The organism is Sphingomonas hominis (assembly GCF_013328205.1).
Lineage (GTDB): Bacteria > Pseudomonadota > Alphaproteobacteria > Sphingomonadales > Sphingomonadaceae > Sphingomonas > Sphingomonas hominis.
This window is the reverse complement of the sequence record NZ_JABULH010000004.1, coordinates 154,101-175,760: the sequence shown is the minus strand read 5'-3', so window position 1 is coordinate 175,760 and position 21,660 is coordinate 154,101. Positions and strand designations below refer to the sequence as shown.

The following is a 21,660-nucleotide window of genomic DNA, read 5'->3' as shown; positions in this document are numbered from 1 at the left end:
ATGGCCAAGCCACCGCTCGACGGCATTCGCGTGATCGAGTTCGCCGGTATCGGTCCCGGACCGTTCGCGGGCATGATGCTCGCCGATCACGGAGCGGAGGTGATCCGCATCGATCGCGCTAGCCCCGGCGGACGCTCGCTGGCGATCGATGCCAAGGACCCGCTGCTGCGCAGCCGCAAGTCGATCGCGCTCGACCTGAAGAACCCGCGGGCGATCGCCGCGGTACGCCGAATCGTGGCATCGGCCGACGCGATCATCGAGGGGTTTCGCCCCGGCGTCATGGAACGGCTGGGCCTTGGACCCGACGTGCTGCTCGCCGACAATCCACGGCTCGTTTACGGTCGGATGACCGGCTGGGGACAGACCGGCCCGATGGCGCACGAGCCGGGCCACGACATCAACTACATCGCTTTGTCGGGTGTGCTCCACGCGCTGGGACGCGCTGGCGAGAAGCCGACACCACCGATCAACCTGGCAGGCGATTTCGGCGGCGGCTCGATGTTCCTCGCCTTTGGGATGCTCGCCGCCCTGCTTCACGCCGCACGCACCGGCGAGGGTCAGGTCGTCGACGCCGCGATGACTGAGGGGTCGTCGGTGCTGATGTCGATGATGTGGGGTTTTCGCGCGATGGGCCGGTGGAGCGACGAGCGCGGCACCAACCTGCTCGATACCGCTGCGCACTTCTACGACACCTACGAGACGCGTGACGGCAAGTTCGTCTCGCTCGGCGCGATCGAGCCGCAATTCTTCGCCGAGTTCCGCCGTGTCGCCGGGCTCGACGACGCCAAATGGGACCGCCAGATGGACCCGCGCGGCTGGGCCGCGCTCAAGGACGATCTCACCGCGCTGTTTCTCACCAAAACGCGCGACGAATGGGTCGAGGCCTTTCACGGCTACGACATCTGCTTCGCGCCCGTGCTCGGCTTCGACGAGGCCGCGGCGCACCCGCACAATGTCGCGCGCGAAGCGTTCGTCACCGCCGCCGGAGTCCGGCAACCCGCCCCTGCCCCACGCTACTCGGCGAGCAGCACGGTTGCCCCGCGCATGGCCGACCATCGCGACGATGCCGGCACCTTGCGCGACCTCGGCTTCGACCCGGACGAGATCGCCGCGCTCCGTTTCTGATGAACGTTCCCCTGGGGCAATCCAGGGGAGCCCAGGTTCAGGCGCCCGCCAGCTCAGGCGCCGGCTTGCGCGCGAACACGCCATACGCGGCGATCACCAGGTAGCACAGCGCAGGGAGGATCAGCGCGAACTGCAAGCTGCCGCTGGTATCCGCCAATTGCCCGGTCAGGTACGGCACGATCGCACCACCGACGATCGCAGTCGCGATCACGCCGGACCCTTCCGCCGCACGCTTTCCCAATCCCTCGCTCGCGAGGCTGAAGATCGTCGGGAACATAATCGAGTTGACCAGCCCGATCGCCAGCAGCGACCAGCCCGCGATCGCGCCGTGCAAATTGGCCGAGATCAGGATCAACGTGATCGCACCCGCCGCAACCGCCGCCAGCACCTTGCCCGGCGACACCTTGGTCAGCACCCACGCGCCGATAAAACGACCGACCAGCGCGCCGCCCCAGTAGAAGGGCACATGGTCGCCCGCCGCCTTGTCCGCGACACCCCACACGCTCGGCTGCATCAGATAGTTGACGATCAGCGACCCGATCGACACCTCCGCACCGACGTAGAGGAAGATGCACGCGACGCCCCAGGCGAAACGCGGACGCTTCAGCAACGTCAGCGCGTGGAAGATGCTGCCCGCTTCCTCCTGCTCCTCGTTCAACCGGTTGCGACGCGTCCATACCACCGCGGCGATCACCAGCAGCGCGACCGCGAGACCTAGATAGGTGTGGACGATCGTGCGCGAGCTCTCCGCACGGTACGCGTCGAGCGCCGCGCCGCTGAGCGTCGATGCACTCTGGTCGGCGAGCCCGCCCAGGATGAGCGCCGACCCAGCAAGCGGGAAAAGCGTGGTGCCGAGCGAGTTGAAGCCTTGCGCGAAGGTCAGCCGGCTCGACGCGCTCTGCGGCTTACCGAGCAAGGAAATCAGCGGATTTGCGACCACCTGCACGATGGTGATGCCGGCGCCAAGCACGAACAGCGCGAACAGGAACAGCCCGAACGCTGCGTTGCTCGACGCCGGGATGAACAGCAAACACCCCGCGGTCATCGTCACCAGCCCGATCGAAGCGGTACGCATATAGCCGAAGCGCCGCACGATCCCCGCCGCGGGCAGCGAGAACAAGGCGTAAGCGAAGAAGAAGGCCGTCTGCACCAGCATCGCCGACGCGTGCGTCAGCGTGAACAGCTCCTTCAGCTTCGGGATGATGATGTCGTTGAGGCTGGTGATGCCGCCGAAGATGAAGAACAACGCGAACACGAACACGCGCAGGTCCGGTGCGTCATAACCGTGGCTCGCGTCGCCGCTCGCCGCCGGTGCGTTGTTCATTGCCTGCATACGCCCTCTGATCCTTCGCGTGTCGCGCTAACGCGCGCCGTCTGTTCTCGTGTGAACGAACGGGTGCCATCGCTGCGACTTGCGCTATGGAACCCCCATGGCCCGTCTAACCGTCAACAACGAACCGGTCGAGTATCTGATGGTCGCGGATACCCCGCTGCTATGGGCGCTGCGCGACGGCTCCAACCTGACCGGAACCAAATACGGCTGCGGCACCGGCAGCTGCGGCGCGTGCACCGTCGACGTCGACGGTCGCGCGGAGCGTTCGTGCCAGCTCCCGCTCCGGCGCTGCGAGGGCGCGTTCGTCACCACGATCGAGGGGCTGTCGCGCGATCGTGATCACCCGGTGCAACTCGCGCTAGTCGCGGAAAACGTTTCGCAATGCGGCTTCTGCATCCCCGGCATCGTCATGGCGGCCGCGGCGTTGCTCAAGCGCGATCCGATGCCGGGCGAGGATCAGATCAAGGCGGCGATCACCAACATCTGCCCGTGCGGCATCTACCCACGTCTGGTCGCCGCGATCCAGCGCGCCGCGCGCGCGCAGCGCGGTGACGAGACGATCCCGGTAGGAGCACGTCCCGGCATCAATCCCGAAGACGCCGCACGCACCGTGCCCGCGCTCAATCCGCGCTGATCCCACCTGTCGCTCGCATGTTAAATAGCAGCAAGTAGGTGATGGGCGACACCGCGCTAATTGGCGTCTGCCCCAATGCTCAAGCCGCCGACTGCCGGCATCACAAGACCGTCCTCTATCAGGCCGTCGCGCGACAGAGGCATATTACACGCAACACGGTCTAAACGGCAGGTCGCCCAAAACAGCGCGAACACTAGCAACAGTCCCGAGCAGTGTTGGGCGAGTACGCCCAACACCACCACGCCGCTCAATCGAGCCGGTTCGCGAGTTCCTTGTTGAGCCCCAACGCAACTAGCGTACCCACCGCGCCCGACAACAGGTAAGTACCTGCCGCCACCAACCCGAACTCTTCCGCCAGCACCAGTGCGGCGAGCGGTGCGAAGCCGGCACCGAACAGCCACGCCAAATCAGAGGTGATCGCCGCCCCGGTGTAGCGCGCGCGCTTCGGGAAGTTGCTGGTCACCGCGCCAGACGACTGGCCGAACGACAGCCCCAGCAGGATAAAGCCGACGATCATGAACACCGCCTCGCCCGAGGTTCCAGCATCGAGCAGCTGCGGCGCGAAACCACTATATACCGCGATCGCTGCGGCAGTGTAGCCGAGCAGCGAGCGCCGTCCGATCCGATCGGCCAGCAATCCCGACACGACGATCGCGCCGACGCACACCGTCGCTCCGAACATTTCTATCAGCAGGAAGCGCGTGATGTTCTCGCTGGTGTTCAGCGCCACCCACGACAACGGGAACACCGTCACCATGTGGAACAAGGCAAAGCTCGCGAGCGGCGCGAATGCGCCGATCACGATATTGCGCCACTGGGCCTTCAAGGTCGCGGTGACGCGCGACGGGGTCAGCTCGCGCGTCTTGAACATGTCGGTATATTCGGGCGTCACCACGATGCGCAGCCGCGCGAACAGCGCGACGACGTTGAGCGCAAATGCAACGAAGAACGGATAACGCCAGCCCCACGACAGGAAATCGGCGGTCGACAGCGTACCCAGCGAGAAGGCGAACAAGCCGGCCGCGACGATCAGCCCCAAGGGCGCACCGATCTGCGGCACCATCGCCCACCAGCCACGTTTCTGCTCAGGCGCGTTGAGCGCGAGCAACGAGGCAAGCCCATCCCACGCGCCACCCAGCGCCAGCCCCTGCCCGATTCGGAACAGCGCCAGCAGCAGCGGCGAGAAGATCCCGACCGACGCGTAGCCGGGCAGGAACGCCATCGCCACCGTCGAGGTACCGAGCAGGAACAACGCGATCGTCAGCTTGGTGCCACGGCCCAGCTCGCGATCGACCTTCATGAAGATCTGCGTCCCGATCGGCCGTGCGATAAAGGCGAGCGCGAACAGCCCGAACGACCAGAAGGTACCCGTAACGCGATCGAGTTGTGGGAACACGATCTGCGGGAACACCAGCACGGAGGCGATGGCGTACACGAAGAAGTCGAAGAACTCGCTGGTGCGGCCGATGATCACGCCGATCGCGATCTCGCCCGGATTCACCTCATGGTCGTCCCGCGTGTGCAGGACGCGGGCATCGCGCTCGGCGGGCGCGGACGAGGCGATCGACTGTGCCATAGATATGAAACTCCGAAGCTATTCAGACGCTTTAGGTTCCACGCGAACGCGCGGGGATAGGACAAATTGTCCTATTTCACCGTCGAGCAACGGAGCCTAGCTCAATCGTGATGAAGAACCGGCCTCTCGCTTCCTGGCGCCGCCCCCGGCTCGCCGCTCCGCTGGCCCTCGCTGCGGCGCTGGCATTGTCCGGGTGCGACCTGGTGGTCATGAACCCCGCAGGCGACGTCGCGCGGCAGCAGGCTGACCTGATTCTGTGGTCAACCGCGTTGATGCTGTTGATCATCATCCCTGTCATGGCACTGACCGTCCTGTTCGCGTGGAAGTACCGCGCGACCAACAAGGATGCGGAATACGCGCCCGACTGGGACCATTCGACCGGGCTCGAGTTGGTGATCTGGGCCGCGCCACTGATGATCATCATCGCGCTTGGCGCACTCACCTGGGTTTCGACGCACCTGCTCGATCCCTACCGCCCGCTCGGCCGGCTCGCGCCTGCCAAGCCGCTCGCCGCCAACGATCGCCCGCTCGAGATTCAGGTCGTGTCGCTCGATTGGAAGTGGCTGTTTATCTATCCCGAACAGGGCGTCGCCACCGTCAACGAGCTGGTGCTGCCGCTCAATCGTCAGGTTCGTTTCCGCATGACCTCCTCGTCGGTGATGAACACCTTTTGGGTGCCCGCGATGGCCGGCATGATCTACACCATGCCGGGCATGGAGACGAAGCTGCACGCCGTGCTCGACAAGCCGGGCCGTTACGAGGGCCGATCGGGCAATTACAGCGGCGCAGGCTTCTCGGGCATGACCTTCTGGACCTACGCGGTGGATGACGCAGGCTTCACGCGCTGGGCCTCGCAGACGCGCGCGGCGCAGGCTCGCCTGACCGACGCCAACTACCTGAAGCTCGAGCAGCCGAGCGAGAACGTCCAGCCGATCCGCTTCGGTGGCGTGCAGAACGACCTGTTCCGCCGCATCACGCAAATGTGCGTAAAGCCCGGTGTGCCGTGCATGAGTGACGTGATGGCGGACGATATGGCGGAACCGGGCAGCCACGCCCCCGTCAACGACCGCCCGCCGGTCGACGCACCCAAGGGCGCATTGCGCAAGGACCCGAACGAGAAGGGCTCCGCGCCCCACCTCACTGCCCCGCGTGGCCCGGCCGAGGGATCGACCGAACGCGGCGCGCAGAGCAACCGAAACATGACCCGCCTCGAACCCGTGCGTCGTCCCGGCGTCACGGTCACGGCACAGGGCTGAACCGCTATGTCCGACACTTTGCTCAAGACCATCTTCGGCCGCCTGACGCTGGAGAGCTTCCCGATCCACGAGCCGATCATCCTCGCCACGTTCATCGCGGTCATGCTCGGCGGCATCGCGCTGGTTGGCGCGATTACCTATTTCAAGCTGTGGAAGTGGCTGTGGACCGAATGGTTCACCTCGGTCGACCACAAGAAGGTCGGGATCATGTACATGATCTTGGGCACCGTCATGCTGCTGCGCGGGTTCTCCGACGCGATCATGATGCGCGCGCAGCAGGCAATGGCGTTCGGTGCCAATGAGGGCTACCTGAACGCGCACCACTACGATCAGGTGTTCACCGCGCACGGTGTTATCATGATCTTCTTCGTGGCGATGCCGTTCGTGACCGGCATCATGAACTACGTGGTGCCGCTGCAGATCGGCGCGCGCGACGTCAGCTTCCCGTTCCTCAACAACTTCAGCTTCTGGATGACCGCGGCTGGTGCCGTGATCGTGATGGCCAGCCTGTTCGTCGGCGAGTTCGCGCGCACCGGCTGGCTCGCGATGGCGCCGCTATCGGGGCTCGACTACTCGCCCGATGTGGGTGTCGACTATTACGTCTGGGCCTTGCAGATCGCGGGCATCGGAACGCTATTGTCCGGCGTCAACCTGATCGCGACCATCGTGAAGATGCGTGCGCCGGGCATGACCATGTTCAAGATGCCGATCTTCACCTGGTCGGCGCTGGTCACCAACGTGCTGGTCGTCGCCGCCTTTCCGGTGCTGACCGCGGTGCTCGCGATGCTCAGCCTCGACCGCTACATCGGCACGCACTTCTTCACGAACACCGGCGGGGGTAACCCGATGATGTACGTGAACATGATCTGGATCTGGGGCCACCCGGAGGTCTACATCCTGATCCTGCCCGCGTTCGGCGTGTTCAGCGAGGTGACCTCGACCTTCTGCGGCAAGCGACTCTTCGGCTATACGTCGATGGTCTACGCGCTGCTGGTGATCTGCATCCTCGCCTATCTCGTGTGGCTGCACCACTTCTTCACCATGGGTTCAGGCGCCAGCGTCAACAGCTTCTTCGGCATCACGACGATGATCATCTCGATCCCGACGGGTGCGAAGATCTTCAACTGGCTGTTCACCATGTACAAGGGGCGGATCCGCTTCGAGCTGCCAATGATGTGGACGGTCGCGTTCATGCTCACCTTCGTCATTGGCGGCATGACGGGCGTGCTGCTGGCGGTGCCACCGGCCGACTTCCAGCTCCACAACTCGCTGTTCCTGGTCGCGCACTTCCACAACGTGATCATTGGCGGCACGCTGTTCGGCATGTTCGCGGCGATCAACTACTGGTTCCCGAAGGCGTTCGGCTTCAAGCTCGACGAATGGTGGGGCAAGGTCAGCTTCTGGTCGTGGGTTGTCGGCTTCTGGGTCGCGTTCACCCCGCTCTACGTGCTCGGCCTGATGGGCGTGACGCGTCGTCTGCGCCACTTCGACGATCCGTCGTTGCAGATTTGGTTCATCATCGCCGCGGTCGGCGTCGCGATGATCGCGGTGGGCATCGCTGCCTTCCTGATCCAGATCTACGTCAGCTTCCGCGATCGCGAGCGGCTGCGCGACTGGACCGGCGATCCGTGGGACGGCCGTTCGCTCGAGTGGGCGACCTCCTCGCCCCCGCCGGCGTACAATTTCGCCTTCACGCCCGTCATCCACGACCTGGACGCTTATTACGACATGAAGACGCGCAACGCCGAGCGTCCGCTGACCGGCTTCCGTGACATCCACATGCCCAGGAACACGGGCACGGGTGTGATCCTGGGCGGCCTGTCGATCGCGTTCGGCCTGTCGATGATCTGGTACATGTGGTGGCTGTCGGCGCTCAGCTTCGTGGGTATCCTGGTCGTGTCGATCGTTCACACCTTCAACTACGACCGCGACTTCCACATCCACGCCGATGAGATCGAGCAGACCGAGGCTGAGCGCACGCGCATCCTCGCCAATGCAGCCGCGGGGGCCTGAGCCATGACCAGCACGACCAACGTGCCCCCCGGTGCGCAAGACGCGGTGACGTTCTACGACACCGATCCGCACGAGCATCCGCCGGGCCAGAGCACCATGCTCGGCTTCTGGCTCTACCTGATGAGCGACTGCCTCATCTTCGCGATGCTGTTCGCGGCCTGGGGCGTGTTCGGCGGCAGCTACGCCGGGGGCCCACGCCCGTCCGAGCTGTTCGAGCTGCCGCTGGTCGCGCTCAATACCGCGATGCTGCTGTTCTCCTCGATCACCTACGGCTTCGCGATGCTGTCGGCGGACGCGAAGAAGCAGGGCGCGACGCTCGGCTGGCTCGGCACCACCGGCGTGTTCGGCCTCTGCTTCCTCGGCATCGAGCTGTACGAATTCTCGAACCTGATCGCGGAAGGTGCGGGTCCGTGGCGCTCGTCGTTCCTGTCGTCCTTCTTCACGCTAGTCGGCACGCACGGTCTGCACGTGACGTTCGGCATCATCTGGCTCGTCACGCTGATGGTGCAGGTGTCGCGCAAGGGGCTGATCGACGCCAACATGCGCCGTCTTCAGTGCCTGTCGCTGTTCTGGCACTTCCTTGACGTCATCTGGATCGGCGTCTTCACCTTCGTGTATCTTCTGGGAGTGCTGCGATGAGCGCGAACACGCAAGGAGCGCCCGTCGCCGCCGGACCCGAGGTCGCGCCGCAGGCTCACGCGCAGGGCCAGGCGGCCGGGCAGTCGCACCACGGCCACGACGATCACGCGCATGACGGCGCACCGCACGGCTCGATGAAGAGCTACGTCACCGGCTTCGTCCTGTCAGTGATCCTGACCGCGATCCCGTTCGGGCTCGTCATGTCGGGCGCGATCGCCAACAAGTCGGTGGTGGCGGGGATCTGCATGGTGTTCGCGATCGTGCAGATCGTCGTGCACATGATCTACTTCCTCCACATGAACCGCAAGTCGGAGGCCGGCTGGACGCTGATGTCGCTGATCTTCACGATCATCATCGTCGTGATCGCGCTGACCGGTTCCTTGTGGGTCATGTTCCACATGAACGAGAACATGATGCCGCCGATGCAGCCGATGTCCGCGGCGGAGATGTCGGACCGGATGTGAGCCTCGCACGCGTCCGCGTCCTGCCGCTGGCACTCGGCGCGGTCGCGATCGCCCTGCTGATCGCATTGGGCGTGTGGCAGGTCGAGCGCCGCGCGTGGAAGCTGTCGCTGATCGCGCAGGTCGAGCGCCGACTGGCCGCTGCACCGATCGCGGCACCCGGCCCGGCAGTGTGGCCGACCATCAGCAAGGACGACGCCTATACGCGCGTTGCGGTGGTCGGCCATTATCGCCCGAATGCCGACACTTATACTCAGGCCGCGAACGAATACGGCTCTGGCTATTGGGTGTTGACCCCGCTCGACACCGGGGGCTGGACGCTGCTCGTCAACCGCGGCTTCGTGCTCAGTGCCGAGCGTGGCCGGCACCCCGCGCCCACCGGCGAACAGCGCGTCACCGGGTTGCTGCGCATTACCGAGCCGGGTGGCGGTTTCCTGCGCAGCAACGACCCCGCCGCCGACCGCTGGTACTCGCGCGACGTGTCAGCGATCGCCGCAAAGCGCGGGCTGGCGCACGTCGCCCCTTACTTCATCGACGCCGACGCGCGCGGGTCGGGCTGGCCGCGCGGCGGGCTGACCGTGGTCCGCTTTCCGAACAACCATCTCGTCTACGCGCTGACGTGGTTCGGCCTCGCCGCGCTGGTCGCCTTTCTACTCGCGCGCTCGCTGCGCAACGACGCGGATTGAGCGCCGCCATGAGTGGGCGCGGCGCGCAGCTCGACACCAGCCCCGACGATGCGCTCAGGCGCAATTTCATGCTGCTGGTGCAATTGCGCTGGCTGGCGGTCGGCGGACAGCTCGCGACGATCCTCGCGGTCCGCTACCTGCTCGGCATCCCGCTGCCGGTCCATACCATGTTGATGACCGCGATGCTGCTGGTCGTCCTCAACCTGCTGGTGCTGATCGCGGAGCGCCGCCACACGCCAACCAACCTGCAATTGCTCGCCGGCTTGAGTGTCGACGTCGCCTGCCTGACGCTGCAATTGTACCTGAGCGGCGGGGCGACCAACCCGTTCGTCACCTTGTTCCTGCTCCAGGTCGTGCTCGGTGCCGTGCTGCTCGAGGCCTGGTCGAGCTGGCTGCTGGTCGCGATCACCAGCGTCGCCTTCGCCGCACTCACGCTCGCGTTCCGCCCGATCGCGTTGCCTGCACTCTACGCCAGTCACCTGTCGCCGCCATTCCTGTTCGCGTCCTGGTTCAACTTCACGCTCGCCTCGGTGCTGCTGGTCGCGTTCGTCACCCGGATCGCGCAGAATCTGCGCGACCGCGACGCGCGGCTCGCCCGGCTGCGCCAGCGCGCGGTCGAGGAAGAGCATATCGTCCGCATGGGCCTGCTCGCCAGCGGCGCGGCGCACGAACTCGGCACCCCGCTCGCCTCGCTCTCGGTGGCGCTCGGCGACTGGCGTCACGAACCCGCGATCGCTGCGAACCCGGCGCTCGCCGCCGAGGTCGAGGACATGCGAATTGAGGTCGCGCGCTGCAAGCACATCCTCGCCGGCATCCTGTTCGCCGCCGGCGAGGTGACGGGCGAGGCGCCAGCGCGCACCGGACTACGCCGCTTCGTCGGCGGCATCGTCGCCGACTGGACCGGACCCGCGCAGGCAACGCTCGACGATCAGCTCTCCCAAGACGCCACCATCGTCGCCGACCACGCGCTGGCGCAGGCGCTCATCAACCTGCTCGACAATGCGGCGGAGGCCGGCGCGACGCGGATCGGCGTCACGCTGCGACAGGACGACGACCAACTCGTGTTCGTCGTGCGCGATGACGGCCATGGCTTTCCACCCTCAATCCTCGGCAACATCGGCAAGCCGTACCAGAGCAGCAAGGACCGCCGCGGCGCGGGGCTCGGCCTGTTCCTGTCGACCAACGTCCTGCGCACGCTCGGCGGAACGCTGGACGCGCGTAACCTGTTGAGCGGCGGCGCGGAGGTGACCTTGCGGCTGCCGTTCGACGCCTTGTTGTTGGAGGATGCCACGCCGTGAGCCAGCCGCGACTGCTGATTATCGAAGATGATGCGGTGTTCGCGCGCACGCTCGCCCGCTCGTTCGAGCGGCGCGGCTACCGCGTCGAGATGCTCGACGGCCCCGAACGGCTCGACGAGGTCGCCGATGCGCTCCAACCCGACCATGCGGTCGTTGATCTGCGGCTCGCCGGCGCGTCAGGGCTCGTCTGCGTCGAGCGATTGCACCAGCGCGACCCCGCGACCCGTATCGTCGTGCTGACCGGTTTCGCCAGCATCGCCACCGCGGTCGAAGCGATCAAGCTCGGCGCCACCAACTACCTGACCAAGCCCGCCAACACCGACGATATCGAGGCCGCCTTCGCGCGTACCGAAGGCGACGCGCAGGCCGACCTGTCCACCCGCCCCACCTCGATCAAGACGCTGGAATGGGAGCATATCCACCAAACGCTCGCCGACACCGGCTTCAACGTGTCGGAGGCGGCGCGGCGGCTCGGGCTGCACCGCCGCACGCTCGCGCGGAAGCTCGACAAACGTCACATGACGTGACGCGCGGGTAACCTGCGTCATCACGCCCGCGCCCGCCGCGCGCCTATGCGCGGAGTTCAACGATCAGGGAAGGCCGACATGGCGGACGCCGCATTGCTCATCATCGACATGCTCAACCGCTTCGATTTCGAGGACGCCCGCCCGCTCGTCCAGGCGGCCTACCGCGCGGCGAACGCGGTCGAGGGCTTGCGCGATCAGGCGCGCGCCGCCGATGTGCCGGTCATCTACGTCAACGACAATTACGGCCAGTGGCAGTCGACGCCCGACCAGTTGATCGAGATGCTGATCGGCGACAATCCAGAGGGCGGCGAGATGGCGCGCCGGCTTGCGCCCGGCGAGCAGGATTATTTCGTCATCAAGCCCGAGTTCTCCGGCTTCTATGCCACCAATCTGCCCGCGATCCTGCCGCGGCTGGGCGTGTCGCGGCTGATCCTGACCGGGGTAGCTGCCGACATCTGCGTGCTGTTCACCGCCGCCGACGCGCACATGCGCGAATATGACCTGTGGGTGCCCGCCGACGCGGTCGCCGGCGTCAGCCCGGAGCGCGCCGCCTGGGCGATCGACATCATGCGCGACACGCTCAGCGCCGAGGTCGCCGCCACCACCGACCTGTCGCTCGCCGATTGGATCCAGCGCCAGTCGAAGGATTGAGCGCGTTATCCGAATATCAACCGCGCGGCGGCTAGGCGCGATGGATGCAGTCGACCGCCTGGATTCTGCTCGCCCTGCCGTTCGCGGTGTTTCTCGGCTATCCCGCGCTCGTCCTCGGCGCAGCGGCACTGCGCCCGCCGCGTTACCTCCCTGCCCAATCACCCGAGCCGCCGTCGATCACGATCCTGATCTGCGCGCATAACGAAGCCGCGACGCTGGGCGAGAAGCTCGCCTCGGTCGCGCGCGCACTCGCCCATTGGCCGGGTGAGGCCGAACTGCTCGTCGCCGATGACGGCTCCACCGACGACACGGTTACCATCGCGCAGGCGGCCGGCGCGACCGTGATTGCGGCACCGCGCGGCGGCAAGGCGGCGGCGCTCAATCGCGCGATCCCGCAGGCGCGCGGCGAGATCTTGGTGATGACCGACGCCGATCCGTTGTTCGATGACGCCACGCTGCCCGCCCTCCTCGCCCCCTTCGCCGATGACCAGGTCGGCGCGGTCGCCGGACGGGTCGAGACGCTGCGCACCCGTCGCGCCGGTCGCTTCGCCGCCGCCGACCGCCTGTTCCGCGGTTACGAATCGCGTTTGCGCGCGGCCGAGGATCGGTTGTTCGGCTGCGTTTCCGCCGACGGCGGGCTCTACGCGATCCGCCGCGCCCTGGTGCCGCATGTCGTACCGGACGCAACCGACGATTTCTTCATCAGCACCGCCGCGGTCGCCGCCGGCTATCGCATCGCCTTCGCCGACGACGCGCGCGTGTGGGAACACAGCATCGCCGGTGGGCGCCAGCAATTCCGCCGCCGCGTTCGCATCACCGTTCGCGGCCTGACCGGCCTGTGGCGTCGCCGCGCGCTGATGAATCCTTGGCGCACCGGTTGGTACGCCCCCGCGCTCGTGCTGCACAAGGTCGCGCGCCGGCTGGTGCCGCTCGCGCTGCTGCCATTGTGGCTGCTCGCCGGCGTGCTCGCACTCGCGGGCAGCGCTTGGTGGACGCTCGTGTTCATCGCGCTCACCGCCACCTTCGCGATCGGCGCGGCGGGAGCGCTGGGCATGCGGCTACTCGGACCGCTGCGCGTCGTGCACGGCGCGACGCTCCACCTCGCCGGGCTCGCGCTCGGCACCTTGCTGTTCGTCTCCGGTCGTCGCTACGCGCAGTGGACACCGCAGAAGGACGCGGCATGATGCGTGTCGCGATCCCCGTGCTGCTCGCCACTGCGACGCTGATCGCGGCGGGCGTGGCGTCACGCTCCAATGCACAGCCCGATCTCGCGAGCTTCTCCGACGATTTCGACCGCGGCCTCTGCGTGGGCCGCTGCGCCGCCTCTCCCTGGGCGATTGCGCAGCAGGTGCGTGGCACGGTCCGCGCCGCTCCTGCGCCCGCGCGCGCCGGTCTAGCCTTGCTCGCGCGCGCAGAGCCCAAGGCCGATGGCGTCGCCAAGGCTGACGTCGTCGCCCGCCTGCGCCCGGTCGGCGCCGGTCGCCGGATCAGCGTCGCCTTCGACCTGCGAGTCCCCACTAGCACGCCGCTCAACTCGCTCCAGCTCGTTGACCTCGAATGCGCCACCTGCGGCGAAGGCGGCAATCCGGGTATTCGCCTCTACCTTCGTCGCGGCCGGCTGCGCGTTGATCGCTCCAAGATCGGCATCGAGCACGCCTGGACGCGCGACGACGCGCCGACGCTCGCCAACGACCGCTGGCATCACATCGTCTGGCAAGTTCGCGTCGCGGCGGACGGAAGCGGCGCCACCCGCGTGACACTCGATGGTTATGAGGTCTTGGCCGCGCGCGGGGCGACCGCCGCCAACCTGCCGCGAGTCGCGGTCGACCGCGTGCAGATCGGCATCACCGCCAATAGCAACCCGGTCCCAGCCACCGCCTGGTTCGACAACGTCCGCGTCAACGTTCGCTAGCGCTAACCGATCTCACTCCGGGCTCGATCCAAGGGCCCTCTCGTCACCCGCACCCACGATCCGCCGCAGCCTGCATTAGCAGGCACCGTCGCCGCGCTTCACCGCGCCGATCGTGCGCATGATCAGGTCGATGTCCTGCTTCGCCGACAACGACTTGATGTACCGCATGTCGAGCTCCGACCGCTCGTCGAAGTCGATGTTGGCGCGGCCCGATACCTGCCACAATCCGGTCAATCCCGGCTTCACGGCCAGCCGCGGCAGATGCGCCATGCGGTAGGTGCCGGCCGAGAAGGACGTCGGTCGCGGCCCGACCAGCGCCATGTCGCCCAGCACCACGTTCCACAAATTGGGCAGTTCATCGAGGCTGGTCTTGCGTAGCAATCGCCCGATCCGCGTTACCCGGGGATCGTCGATCAGTTTGAAATCGGGCGAGTCGGCGGCGTGGACGTTGCGCGCGCGCAGCTTCTCCTTCAGCGCCTCGGCATCCACCACCATGGTCCGGAACTTGAACAAGCGGAACCGCCGGCCGAGATAGCCGGTACGCTGCTGGATGAACAGCACCGGACCACGATCGTCGAGCTTGATCGCCAGCGCGACCGCAACGAACACCGGCGAAAGGACGATTGTTGCGGCGAGTGCCAGCGCGCGGTCGAAGAACGGTTTCAGCGCCTGCGCGTAACCCCGCCGCTTGACCTCCAGGTGCAGCGGCACGCCGCGCATGTCGCACTCGAACCGAACGCGCCGCGCCAGGTCCTTGCGCCGTTCGGCCGGCGGAAACGATGGCGGTGAGTCGGTCATGCGGCGCGGATCTTGTCTCGTGAAAGGCAGCTCGTGCCCGTCATTGGTTTACGTTGCATCAACGAACAAGGTTACCGGTGCTGCCTCACGCAAAATCCGATCCGAACCGGCGGCGTATCGCGAAAACCACGCGCCGCGTGACCTGCATGGGCGCCAGCAGCAAATACCAATAATGATTGCCCTGCATCAGCCGAACCGCCGCGCGCAGGTATAGCGCCTCTGCCGCCAGCCACCGGAACCCCAGCACACGATCGTTTACGTGAATGCGCGAGATCGTGTCGGCGGGCTCGTCCGCGGTGTTGCGTCCCTTGCCCCCGGTCGTGGCGCGATAACCGAGATCACGCGCGATCGTCCGCCCTTGCGCGCACAATTTATTCTCCGGCCAGCAGAACAGCTTCGGCGTGATGCCCAGCTCGCGCTCGAACGCCGTGCGACACGCGGTCAGGTCGCGCGCGATGCGATCGTGCAGCGTGTCGACGCTCTCGCGAAGGCCGTCGCGAAAAGCCGGCTCGGCGAGTGCCAGTCCCGAGGCGGGGATCGCGCTGCCGATCGGCACCGCGTCGGGCAAGGTACGGCGATACCAATCGTGCTTCGGCCCCGGCGTCGCGTCCCATTGCATCCAGGCGTGGGTGCGCCAGTTCGCCGCGTCCAGGGTTCCCACGACGCGCTCGCTGGTCGGCACGCGCGCGTGCGCCACGCCGTGCGGCTCGACCTCGAACCGCGGATCGGCCTCCAGTTCGGCCAACTCGTCCCAGTTCATATAGCCGTCGAGCGCGCCCCCGCTCCGAACGCCGCGCGCCGGATCGACGAAGTCGAGCGACGCGAAGAAGGTCGCAGGCGCATCATACGCGCGCAGCAACGGTGCCGCACAGCGCCAATTGTCGAAATACCCGTCGTCGAAGTGCAGCGCGACGGCGTCGGGCAGCACCGGCGCGCCGGCACTGCGCCGCTCGGTCAGCGCGCGGCTGCCCACCAGCGTCACCCCCATGCGCCGCAGCGTGCGCAGGTGCCGCTCGAACGTCGCCGGATGCACCGCGATCTCGCGCGACCACGGCAGCCACGCAGGGTCGGGGCTGACCGAATGATAGGTGAGCACCGCCACGCCTGCGGGCGCGATCATCTGCCGGTGACCGATCGCCAGCGCGGCGGCGACGATCAGCCCGGCGCCCCAGTGCCACGGCGCCGGCAGGGCTACCCACATGATCACCGCCGCGGCGATTCCCAGTGCGACGATCGCCGCCCACCGCCGCGTTCGTGCGATCCGCTCTTCCTTGCGGGTCACGCCGCAGCCCGCCGCACGTCGCGCCACGCCTTGGCGCGCGCCCGCGCCGTATCATAAGCGAACAGCATCAATCCCTCCGGGTTCGGCGCATAGATGGTGACGCGGTACAACGTCGCGCACGCATCGGCGAAGCGCAGCTTGTACGGCGCCGGCGTCATGCCGTTCCCCATCTTGTCGTAGCAGCCGATCGCGGGATGCTCGAAACAATGCCGGATCATCTGCGCCGCCAGCACGTGACCGAGCGACATGCTGGAAAACTCCTCGTCATACGCGACCTTGAGCAGGAACAGCCGGTCGCCCCCCAGCACGCCGAATTCGAACGCGACCAGTCGCTCGCCCAGCCACATCAACCCGATCTGCAACGCACCCGCCGCCGCCGCACGCCGCGCCAGCTCGGTATAGAAGCGCGTTGCCGCCGGATCATCGAGGATCGCGCTACGCTCGCGCCCCTTCCAGCCGGATTGTTCGAGCAGCAGCATCCGCTGCCACAGGTCGCTCGTGGTCGGGTCTTCCGTAACGTTCTCGAACCGCATGCCCCGCTGCGCGGCCGCGTCGCTCTCACGGCGCAGCATCGTGCGCACCTTCTTGCTGCGGCGCGCGAGCCACGAGTCATGGCTGCCGGTGGTATCGATCAGCGGGGCGAGCGCGTGCGGTGCGATTCTGGTGCGTACACCGCGCCAGCCCTGTGCCGCCCGCAACAATCGCCCGCCCTCGGGCAGATAGTCCAGCTCCACCGCCGCAACTCGGTGATGCGCCAACAGCCGCGTCGCGAGATCGTCCGGCAGCGCCGCAGCCTCGGGCACGCCATAGTGAACGCTGTGGGGGTTGGTCGCGCTGCGCAGCACGCGAAAGCGCACCGGGCCGACCCGCCGCTCCGCGGTGACGACCCGCAATCCTTCGACGAGATCGGCCTCTCCGAACGCGCCGGTCCAGCAATCGAACCAGTCCGCTCCAAAGTGGAACGGTTCGCGAGACGTCAGCGCCAGCATTTAACCACTCTGCAAGTCCCTCCCTGATACTGGACCGGCTATCATGCTTGTTCCGAAGAATTGATGAATGGACGGATCGGCCCTTTCCAACAACACCGCTACGGCCACGTTAAGTCACGTACTTGATGCAGCCGATCTCGCCGAGTTCGACGCCTTCATGTGCGCCGCACCCTTCGGCGCCTATCAGCAGACACGTGCCTGGGCGACCGTGGCGCCGCGTCATGCGCGCCGCGGCTGGCGCTTCTTCGTGTGCCGCGTGGGCGGTGACATCGTCGGTGCGGCCGTCGTGCGCACGACCCGGCTGGCGGTGGGCGCGTGGCTCGCCACCGTGCAGCGCGGACCGGTGGTGCACGACCCCGCGATGCTGCCGCTGGTGCTGCATCACCTGCGCGACTCCTTGAAGCGTGCCGGCTGCTGTTCGGTGCAATCGGCGCCGCGCGTGCGCGGACGGCCGCTGCCGATCATGGCGGAGGCGATGCGCGCCGCCGGGTTCGTGCCGCTGCCGCCGCATCAACAATCGCTACACCACGCGACCGGGATCGTCTGGCTCGACAAGCCCGAGGCCGAGATACTGGCCGGCTTCAAGCAACGCGCCCGCCGTGCGATCCGCGCCGCCGACAAAGCCGGGATCACGGTGCGCGCCGTGACGAACGAGCGCGACATGGACGAATATCAGGCCCTGCTCGACCGCTTCGCGGTTGAACGCAGCGACTATGACATGACCGGGCAAGCCGATGCGCGGGGCCAGGCCGCGCTCGTTGACGCTTGCGGCGGCGCGATGTTGCTGGCCGAGCGCGAGGGCGTGGCGGTCGGCGCGCACGCCTTTGTGCGCCAGGGCGACGAGGCGATCTGGCTGTCGCTGGTCACGCTCGATCGCGACGGTGCGTCGCCGGGCTATCCGTTGCTGTGGCACGCCATGCGCGCCGCAGCGGCATTGGGGTGCGTCGGCTACGATCTCGCCGGCCTGCCCCAGGGCGAGCCGCGCGACGCGGGCGAGGCAGGTCGCGTACAGTTCAAGACCGCCTTCGCACCGCACCGCCGCATCATGCTGCCAATGCAGCAACTGGTGCTCCAACCCGTGCAGCACACCCTGCTGCTGGGTGCGCGCGAGGCATATCGCCGCCTGCGTCGCTCAGGCGCGCTTCATGGTTAGAATTGAGCGCTCCGCCGTTGCCAAATGGCGCGCCCGGTTGCGCAAGGCGTGGGGCGATCACGTGTATCGCTCCAGTGAGAGCGTGGTGATGGAATGTCGTCGCGAATGGATCCGCGCCGGCGTCGGCACCGCGCCCGGACTGTCGTTCGTCACCGTGACCGATGCCGCCGACCTGCCTCCGCTCTGCGCCTGGCTCGCCCCCCGCGCCGCCGCGTTCGCCGACATGTGCCGGGCGGGCAAGGTCGGGCTGTTCGTCCTGCGCGACGGGGCCGCCGTCGGCTGTGCCTGGCTGGCGCTCAGCGATCATCACGACCGCGGCGCGCGCGAGTTCTACCGCTTGGCACCGGGCGAAGCCTATCATTATTGCTGGCTGGTCGAGCCGGCCGAGCGCCCGCGCGGCGGTGCGCTCGCGCTTGCCCGCTACGCGCTGCACGTCATGCGCGACATGGGGATCGAGCGTCAGTTCGGCGTCATCGACCGCGACAATCGCGCTTCCTACCAGATCCAGCGCCATTTCGGTTACCGAGAGTGCGGCGTGCGCGTGCGCCACTTCCATTTCTTTCATCGGCGCTGGACCCGCTTCTCGACCTACACGGGCACGCTCGGCCTGCATCACACCGTCACGGGACAGCGCGCGCGATGACCGCGCCCACCACCACCTATCGCCCGCGCAGTTCGATGCGTACGCTGGTGCGTTCCGCCGGCGTCGTATCGGCGATCCGCGGGCTCGATTTCGGGCTGTCGTTCCTCGTCTCGGTGCTGCTCGCCAACCGCTTTGGCGCGTCGGGGCAGCTCGATGCTTTCTTTCTCGCGCGTCGCACCACCGTTGGGTTCGCCGACACGATCCGCAAGCTGATCGGCCAAGTCGTGCTGCCGCCCGTCATGGCGGCGGTCGACCGCGGCCAGCCGCTGTCGATCTACCTGCTGCCGCGCCGGATCGGCTGGTTCCTGCTCGTCTTCGCATTGGTGCTCGCCGCGGCCATGCTCGCGCCGGACCGACTTGTCGGCCTGTTCGCACCAGGTTTCCGCGGCGAGCAGGCGACGCTGACCGCGCGCATGATGACGATCATGCTGCCCCTGCTGCCGATCGCGGTGGTCGCCTCGTTCCTCGCCGCGATCCTCCAGGCGCGTCGGCGCTACCTGCTGAGCGAGGGCACCAACCTCGTTCAGCGCGCGATGCTCGTCCTCGTGCTCGCATTGTTCATCCCGCCGCTCGGCATCATCGCCGGCGCTTGGACGATGCTGGCGAGCGGTGTGGTCGGCTTCCTGATCCTGCTCGCCGGAGCGTGGTCGATCGTGCGCCCACCCGCTGCCGCGGCGACCGATTCGACACTTCAGGCCAAGCCGCTGCCGACGGCCGGCGGCGGGATCGTCGCCGCGCTCGTCATCAACGCCTATTTCCAGGCAACGACGCTGCTCGATTTCGCTTTTGCCTCGACCGCGGCGGACGGCGCGGTCGCCTCGCTCGAATATGGCTCGCGCCTCGTCTCGCTCGTCCCCGGCCTCGTCATGTCGAGCCTGTCGACCGTGCTGACGCCCGAACTCATCCACGCGGTGCAGCAGTCCGATCGCCGCGCCGCGGCCGCCGGCATTCAGCGTTTCCAGCGCATCTCGGTGTTCGCGCAAATGCCCGTGTCGGTCGGCATGATGCTGGGCGCCCAGTTGATGGTCGGTGCGCTGTTCGGCCACGGCGCGTTCGGCGCGCAGGCGATCGCAACCGCCGCTGCCTGCACCGCGGGCTATGCCGCCGCGCAGATCTTTCTCGCACCATCGAGCGCGATCATCAGCGCGATCTACGCCGACCCGCACGCCTCCCCCCTCGCAGACCTGATCCGCATCGCGGTGCTCGGCCTGATCATGCGCGTCGCCGCACTCGCGCTCGCCGCTCCCTTGTGGGGCGCGGGCGGGATCGCCTGGGCAGCCACGATCGCCACCGCCGGCACCTTCGTGGTGGCGCAGATCATCGCGGTCAGGCGCTTTCACCATTTCGCGATGACGCCGCAATTGATTGATCTCGCGCGAAGCGCGCTGAGCGCCGGCGTCGCCGCGCTGGCTGGGGCGGCACTGCTCTGGCTCGTCCCGGCACCCCACGCCTTGTGGAGCCAGTTGCTGTTGCTAGCCCTACTCGGCACGGTCGTGCTGCTCGCCTACACCGCCGCCGCGATCGCGCTTCACGTGCCGGAGGTCGCGCAGGTGCGCGAGATCGTCGGCAAGATCGTGGCGAAGCGCAGGCGCCGCGCGTGAGGCCGCATCGTGTCGCCTTCCTGCTGCCGCACTTCCGAGCGGGCGGTGCCGAGCGCGTCGTGCTCAACTGGATCACGGCGCTCGATCGGACCCGGTTCGCACCGGTCCTGATGCTCGGCCGCGTCGACGGTGCCTTTCTCGACCTGTTGCCCGCCGACACGCGCCTCCTGGCGATCGGCGGCAATCGCGCGCTCACCCGCCCGTTGCGCATCGCGCGGTTGTTGCGCGAGCACCGGATCGACGTCGCTTATTCCGCCACCAGTGCGATGAACCTCGCGCTGCTCGCCGCGCCGACGCGCACGCCGCGGATCGTGTCCGAGCACACGCCTCCTGCCGCCTTCCGTGCCGAAGCCAAATGGCCGCTGCTCCGCGGCACCGCGACCCGACTGTTGCACCGCCGCGCGCGCGCGATCGCGGTGCCGACGCAGGCGATCGCCGACGAGCTCGCCGTTCCGCGCGTCCACGTCGTCCGCAATCCCGTGCTCGCCGGCGCGCCGGGTCCGCTCCTCCCGTTCGATCCCGAGCCACACCACCTGGTCGCCGCCGGTCGCCTCGTGCCCGCCAAAGGGTTCGACACGCTGATCGCCGCCGCCGCCCACCTTCACGTTTCGGGTGAGCGCTTCACCATGACGATCCACGGTGACGGTCCCGATCGCCCGGCACTCGAACAGCAGATCGCGCGCGCGGGGCTGCATGACATCGTGTCGCTCGCCGGTCACACCGCCGATCTCGCGCCCGCGCTCGCGAGTGCCGCGCTGTTCGTGTCATCCTCGCGCCGCGAAGGCTTCGGCAACGTGCTGATCGAGGCGATGGCGGTCGGCACTCCCGTGCTCGCGACGCGCGCGGGCGGTCCGGAAACCTTCATCACGCACGATCGCAACGGCTTCCTGGTAGAACCCGGCGATCCGGACGCGCTCGCGCGAACGATCGCCGCGCTGCTGCACGATCCGACACGCCGCGCCAGCGTACGTCTGCCTGCGCGCGATACCGCCGCGCGCTACACGGTCGCTGCCTCGACGGACGAGTTCACGGCCCTGCTCGACGCGGTGCTCGCCCACTCGAGACCGACGTAAGGTCAAGGCG

Annotated in this window: 21 protein-coding genes; 16 read left to right on the top strand and 5 right to left on the bottom strand. The window is 67.3% G+C overall.

The genetic code is table 11. The annotated features are described in order from the left end of the window. Positions 1-1,125: a CaiB/BaiF CoA transferase family protein gene (locus tag HRV97_RS10925; protein ID WP_174194306.1), complete on the top strand. Its 1,125-nt coding sequence runs from the start codon at positions 1-3 to the stop codon at positions 1,123-1,125. Between the two features lie 37 nt (positions 1,126-1,162). On the opposite strand, the gene HRV97_RS10920 is transcribed toward HRV97_RS10925, so the two are convergent. Beyond that, on the bottom strand, positions 1,163-2,458 hold the full coding sequence (locus HRV97_RS10920) for a sugar MFS transporter (protein WP_174194305.1): 1,296 nt from the start codon (positions 2,456-2,458) through the stop codon (positions 1,163-1,165). A gap of 97 nt (positions 2,459-2,555) precedes the next feature. Between HRV97_RS10920 and HRV97_RS10915 the strand changes: the two genes are divergently transcribed. After that, positions 2,556-3,092, top strand: a complete 537-nt coding sequence (locus HRV97_RS10915; protein ID WP_174194304.1) for a (2Fe-2S)-binding protein — start codon at positions 2,556-2,558, stop codon at positions 3,090-3,092. Between the two features lie 247 nt (positions 3,093-3,339). On the opposite strand, the gene HRV97_RS10910 is transcribed toward HRV97_RS10915, so the two are convergent. Then, positions 3,340-4,668 carry an MFS transporter gene (locus tag HRV97_RS10910; protein WP_174194303.1) on the bottom strand — a complete coding sequence of 443 codons (1,329 nt, stop codon included), beginning with the start codon at positions 4,666-4,668 and terminating at the stop codon, positions 3,340-3,342. Positions 4,669-4,778: 110 nt separating this feature from the next. On the opposite strand from HRV97_RS10910, the gene cyoA reads away from it, so the two are divergent. The 10 genes from cyoA to HRV97_RS10860 all read left to right on the top strand — a co-directional run bounded on the left by cyoA (position 4,779) and on the right by HRV97_RS10860 (position 14,111). Beyond that, positions 4,779-5,924, top strand: coding sequence for a ubiquinol oxidase subunit II (cyoA, locus tag HRV97_RS10905; protein WP_174194302.1), 1,146 nt, complete (start codon positions 4,779-4,781; stop codon positions 5,922-5,924). A gap of 6 nt (positions 5,925-5,930) precedes the next feature. Continuing rightward, on the top strand, positions 5,931-7,937 hold the full coding sequence (gene cyoB / locus HRV97_RS10900) for a cytochrome o ubiquinol oxidase subunit I (RefSeq protein ID WP_174194301.1): 2,007 nt from the start codon (positions 5,931-5,933) through the stop codon (positions 7,935-7,937). 3 nt (positions 7,938-7,940) lie between these two features. Beyond that, entirely contained in the window at positions 7,941-8,576 is a 636-nt protein-coding gene (gene cyoC / locus HRV97_RS10895) for a cytochrome o ubiquinol oxidase subunit III (protein WP_174194300.1), read from the top strand. Further along, on the top strand, positions 8,573-9,040 hold the full coding sequence (cyoD, locus tag HRV97_RS10890) for a cytochrome o ubiquinol oxidase subunit IV (protein ID WP_174194299.1): 468 nt from the start codon (positions 8,573-8,575) through the stop codon (positions 9,038-9,040). The genes cyoC and cyoD overlap by 4 nt, the downstream gene beginning before the upstream one ends. Then, the gene (locus HRV97_RS10885) at positions 9,037-9,723 is read left to right on the top strand and encodes an SURF1 family cytochrome oxidase biogenesis protein (protein WP_174194298.1); all 687 of its coding nucleotides are present in this window, start codon (positions 9,037-9,039) and stop codon (positions 9,721-9,723) included. Before cyoD ends, HRV97_RS10885 begins: the two co-directional genes overlap by 4 nt. 8 nt (positions 9,724-9,731) lie before the next feature. Beyond that, on the top strand, positions 9,732-11,021 hold the full coding sequence (locus HRV97_RS10880; RefSeq protein WP_174194297.1) for an ATP-binding protein: 1,290 nt from the start codon (positions 9,732-9,734) through the stop codon (positions 11,019-11,021). Continuing rightward, positions 11,018-11,548 (top strand): response regulator, encoded by a 531-nt coding sequence (locus tag HRV97_RS10875; RefSeq protein ID WP_174194296.1) that lies wholly within the window; start codon positions 11,018-11,020, stop codon positions 11,546-11,548. Before HRV97_RS10880 ends, HRV97_RS10875 begins: the two co-directional genes overlap by 4 nt. 78 nt (positions 11,549-11,626) lie before the next feature. Next, on the top strand, positions 11,627-12,199 hold the full coding sequence (locus HRV97_RS10870) for a cysteine hydrolase family protein (RefSeq protein ID WP_246248683.1): 573 nt from the start codon (positions 11,627-11,629) through the stop codon (positions 12,197-12,199). Between the two features lie 44 nt (positions 12,200-12,243). Next, positions 12,244-13,383, top strand: a complete 1,140-nt coding sequence (locus HRV97_RS10865; protein WP_174194294.1) for a glycosyltransferase — start codon at positions 12,244-12,246, stop codon at positions 13,381-13,383. Then, positions 13,380-14,111 (top strand): heparin lyase I family protein, encoded by a 732-nt coding sequence (locus tag HRV97_RS10860; RefSeq protein WP_174194293.1) that lies wholly within the window; start codon positions 13,380-13,382, stop codon positions 14,109-14,111. Before HRV97_RS10865 ends, HRV97_RS10860 begins: the two co-directional genes overlap by 4 nt. Positions 14,112-14,186: 75 nt before the next feature. Here the strand turns inward: HRV97_RS10860 and HRV97_RS10855 are convergent, their stop codons facing one another. The 3 genes from HRV97_RS10855 to HRV97_RS10845 all read right to left on the bottom strand — a co-directional run bounded on the left by HRV97_RS10855 (position 14,187) and on the right by HRV97_RS10845 (position 17,180). Continuing rightward, positions 14,187-14,909: a sugar transferase gene (locus tag HRV97_RS10855; RefSeq protein ID WP_174194292.1), complete on the bottom strand. Its 723-nt coding sequence runs from the start codon at positions 14,907-14,909 to the stop codon at positions 14,187-14,189. Between the two features lie 85 nt (positions 14,910-14,994). After that, positions 14,995-16,218: a polysaccharide deacetylase family protein gene (locus tag HRV97_RS10850; RefSeq protein WP_174194291.1), complete on the bottom strand. Its 1,224-nt coding sequence runs from the start codon at positions 16,216-16,218 to the stop codon at positions 14,995-14,997. Then, complete coding sequence (locus HRV97_RS10845; RefSeq protein WP_174194290.1) at positions 16,188-17,180, bottom strand: GNAT family N-acetyltransferase; 993 nt, start codon at positions 17,178-17,180, stop codon at positions 16,188-16,190. Before HRV97_RS10845 ends, HRV97_RS10850 begins: the two co-directional genes overlap by 31 nt. 67 nt (positions 17,181-17,247) lie before the next feature. Here HRV97_RS10845 and HRV97_RS10840 point away from each other — a divergent pair, with 67 nt between their 5' ends. The 4 genes from HRV97_RS10840 to HRV97_RS10825 are packed head-to-tail and all read left to right on the top strand — an operon-like array spanning position 17,248 to position 21,650. Then, complete coding sequence (locus HRV97_RS10840) at positions 17,248-18,333, top strand: lipid II:glycine glycyltransferase FemX (RefSeq protein WP_174194289.1); 1,086 nt, start codon at positions 17,248-17,250, stop codon at positions 18,331-18,333. Continuing rightward, positions 18,326-18,976 carry a GNAT family N-acetyltransferase gene (locus HRV97_RS10835; protein ID WP_174194288.1) on the top strand — a complete coding sequence of 217 codons (651 nt, stop codon included), beginning with the start codon at positions 18,326-18,328 and terminating at the stop codon, positions 18,974-18,976. Before HRV97_RS10840 ends, HRV97_RS10835 begins: the two co-directional genes overlap by 8 nt. Continuing rightward, positions 18,973-20,577 carry a lipid II flippase MurJ gene (locus HRV97_RS10830; protein WP_174194287.1) on the top strand — a complete coding sequence of 535 codons (1,605 nt, stop codon included), beginning with the start codon at positions 18,973-18,975 and terminating at the stop codon, positions 20,575-20,577. The genes HRV97_RS10835 and HRV97_RS10830 overlap by 4 nt, the downstream gene beginning before the upstream one ends. Then, positions 20,574-21,650 carry a glycosyltransferase gene (locus HRV97_RS10825; protein WP_174194286.1) on the top strand — a complete coding sequence of 359 codons (1,077 nt, stop codon included), beginning with the start codon at positions 20,574-20,576 and terminating at the stop codon, positions 21,648-21,650. The genes HRV97_RS10830 and HRV97_RS10825 overlap by 4 nt, the downstream gene beginning before the upstream one ends. The last annotated feature ends 10 nt before the right edge of the window (positions 21,651-21,660 follow it).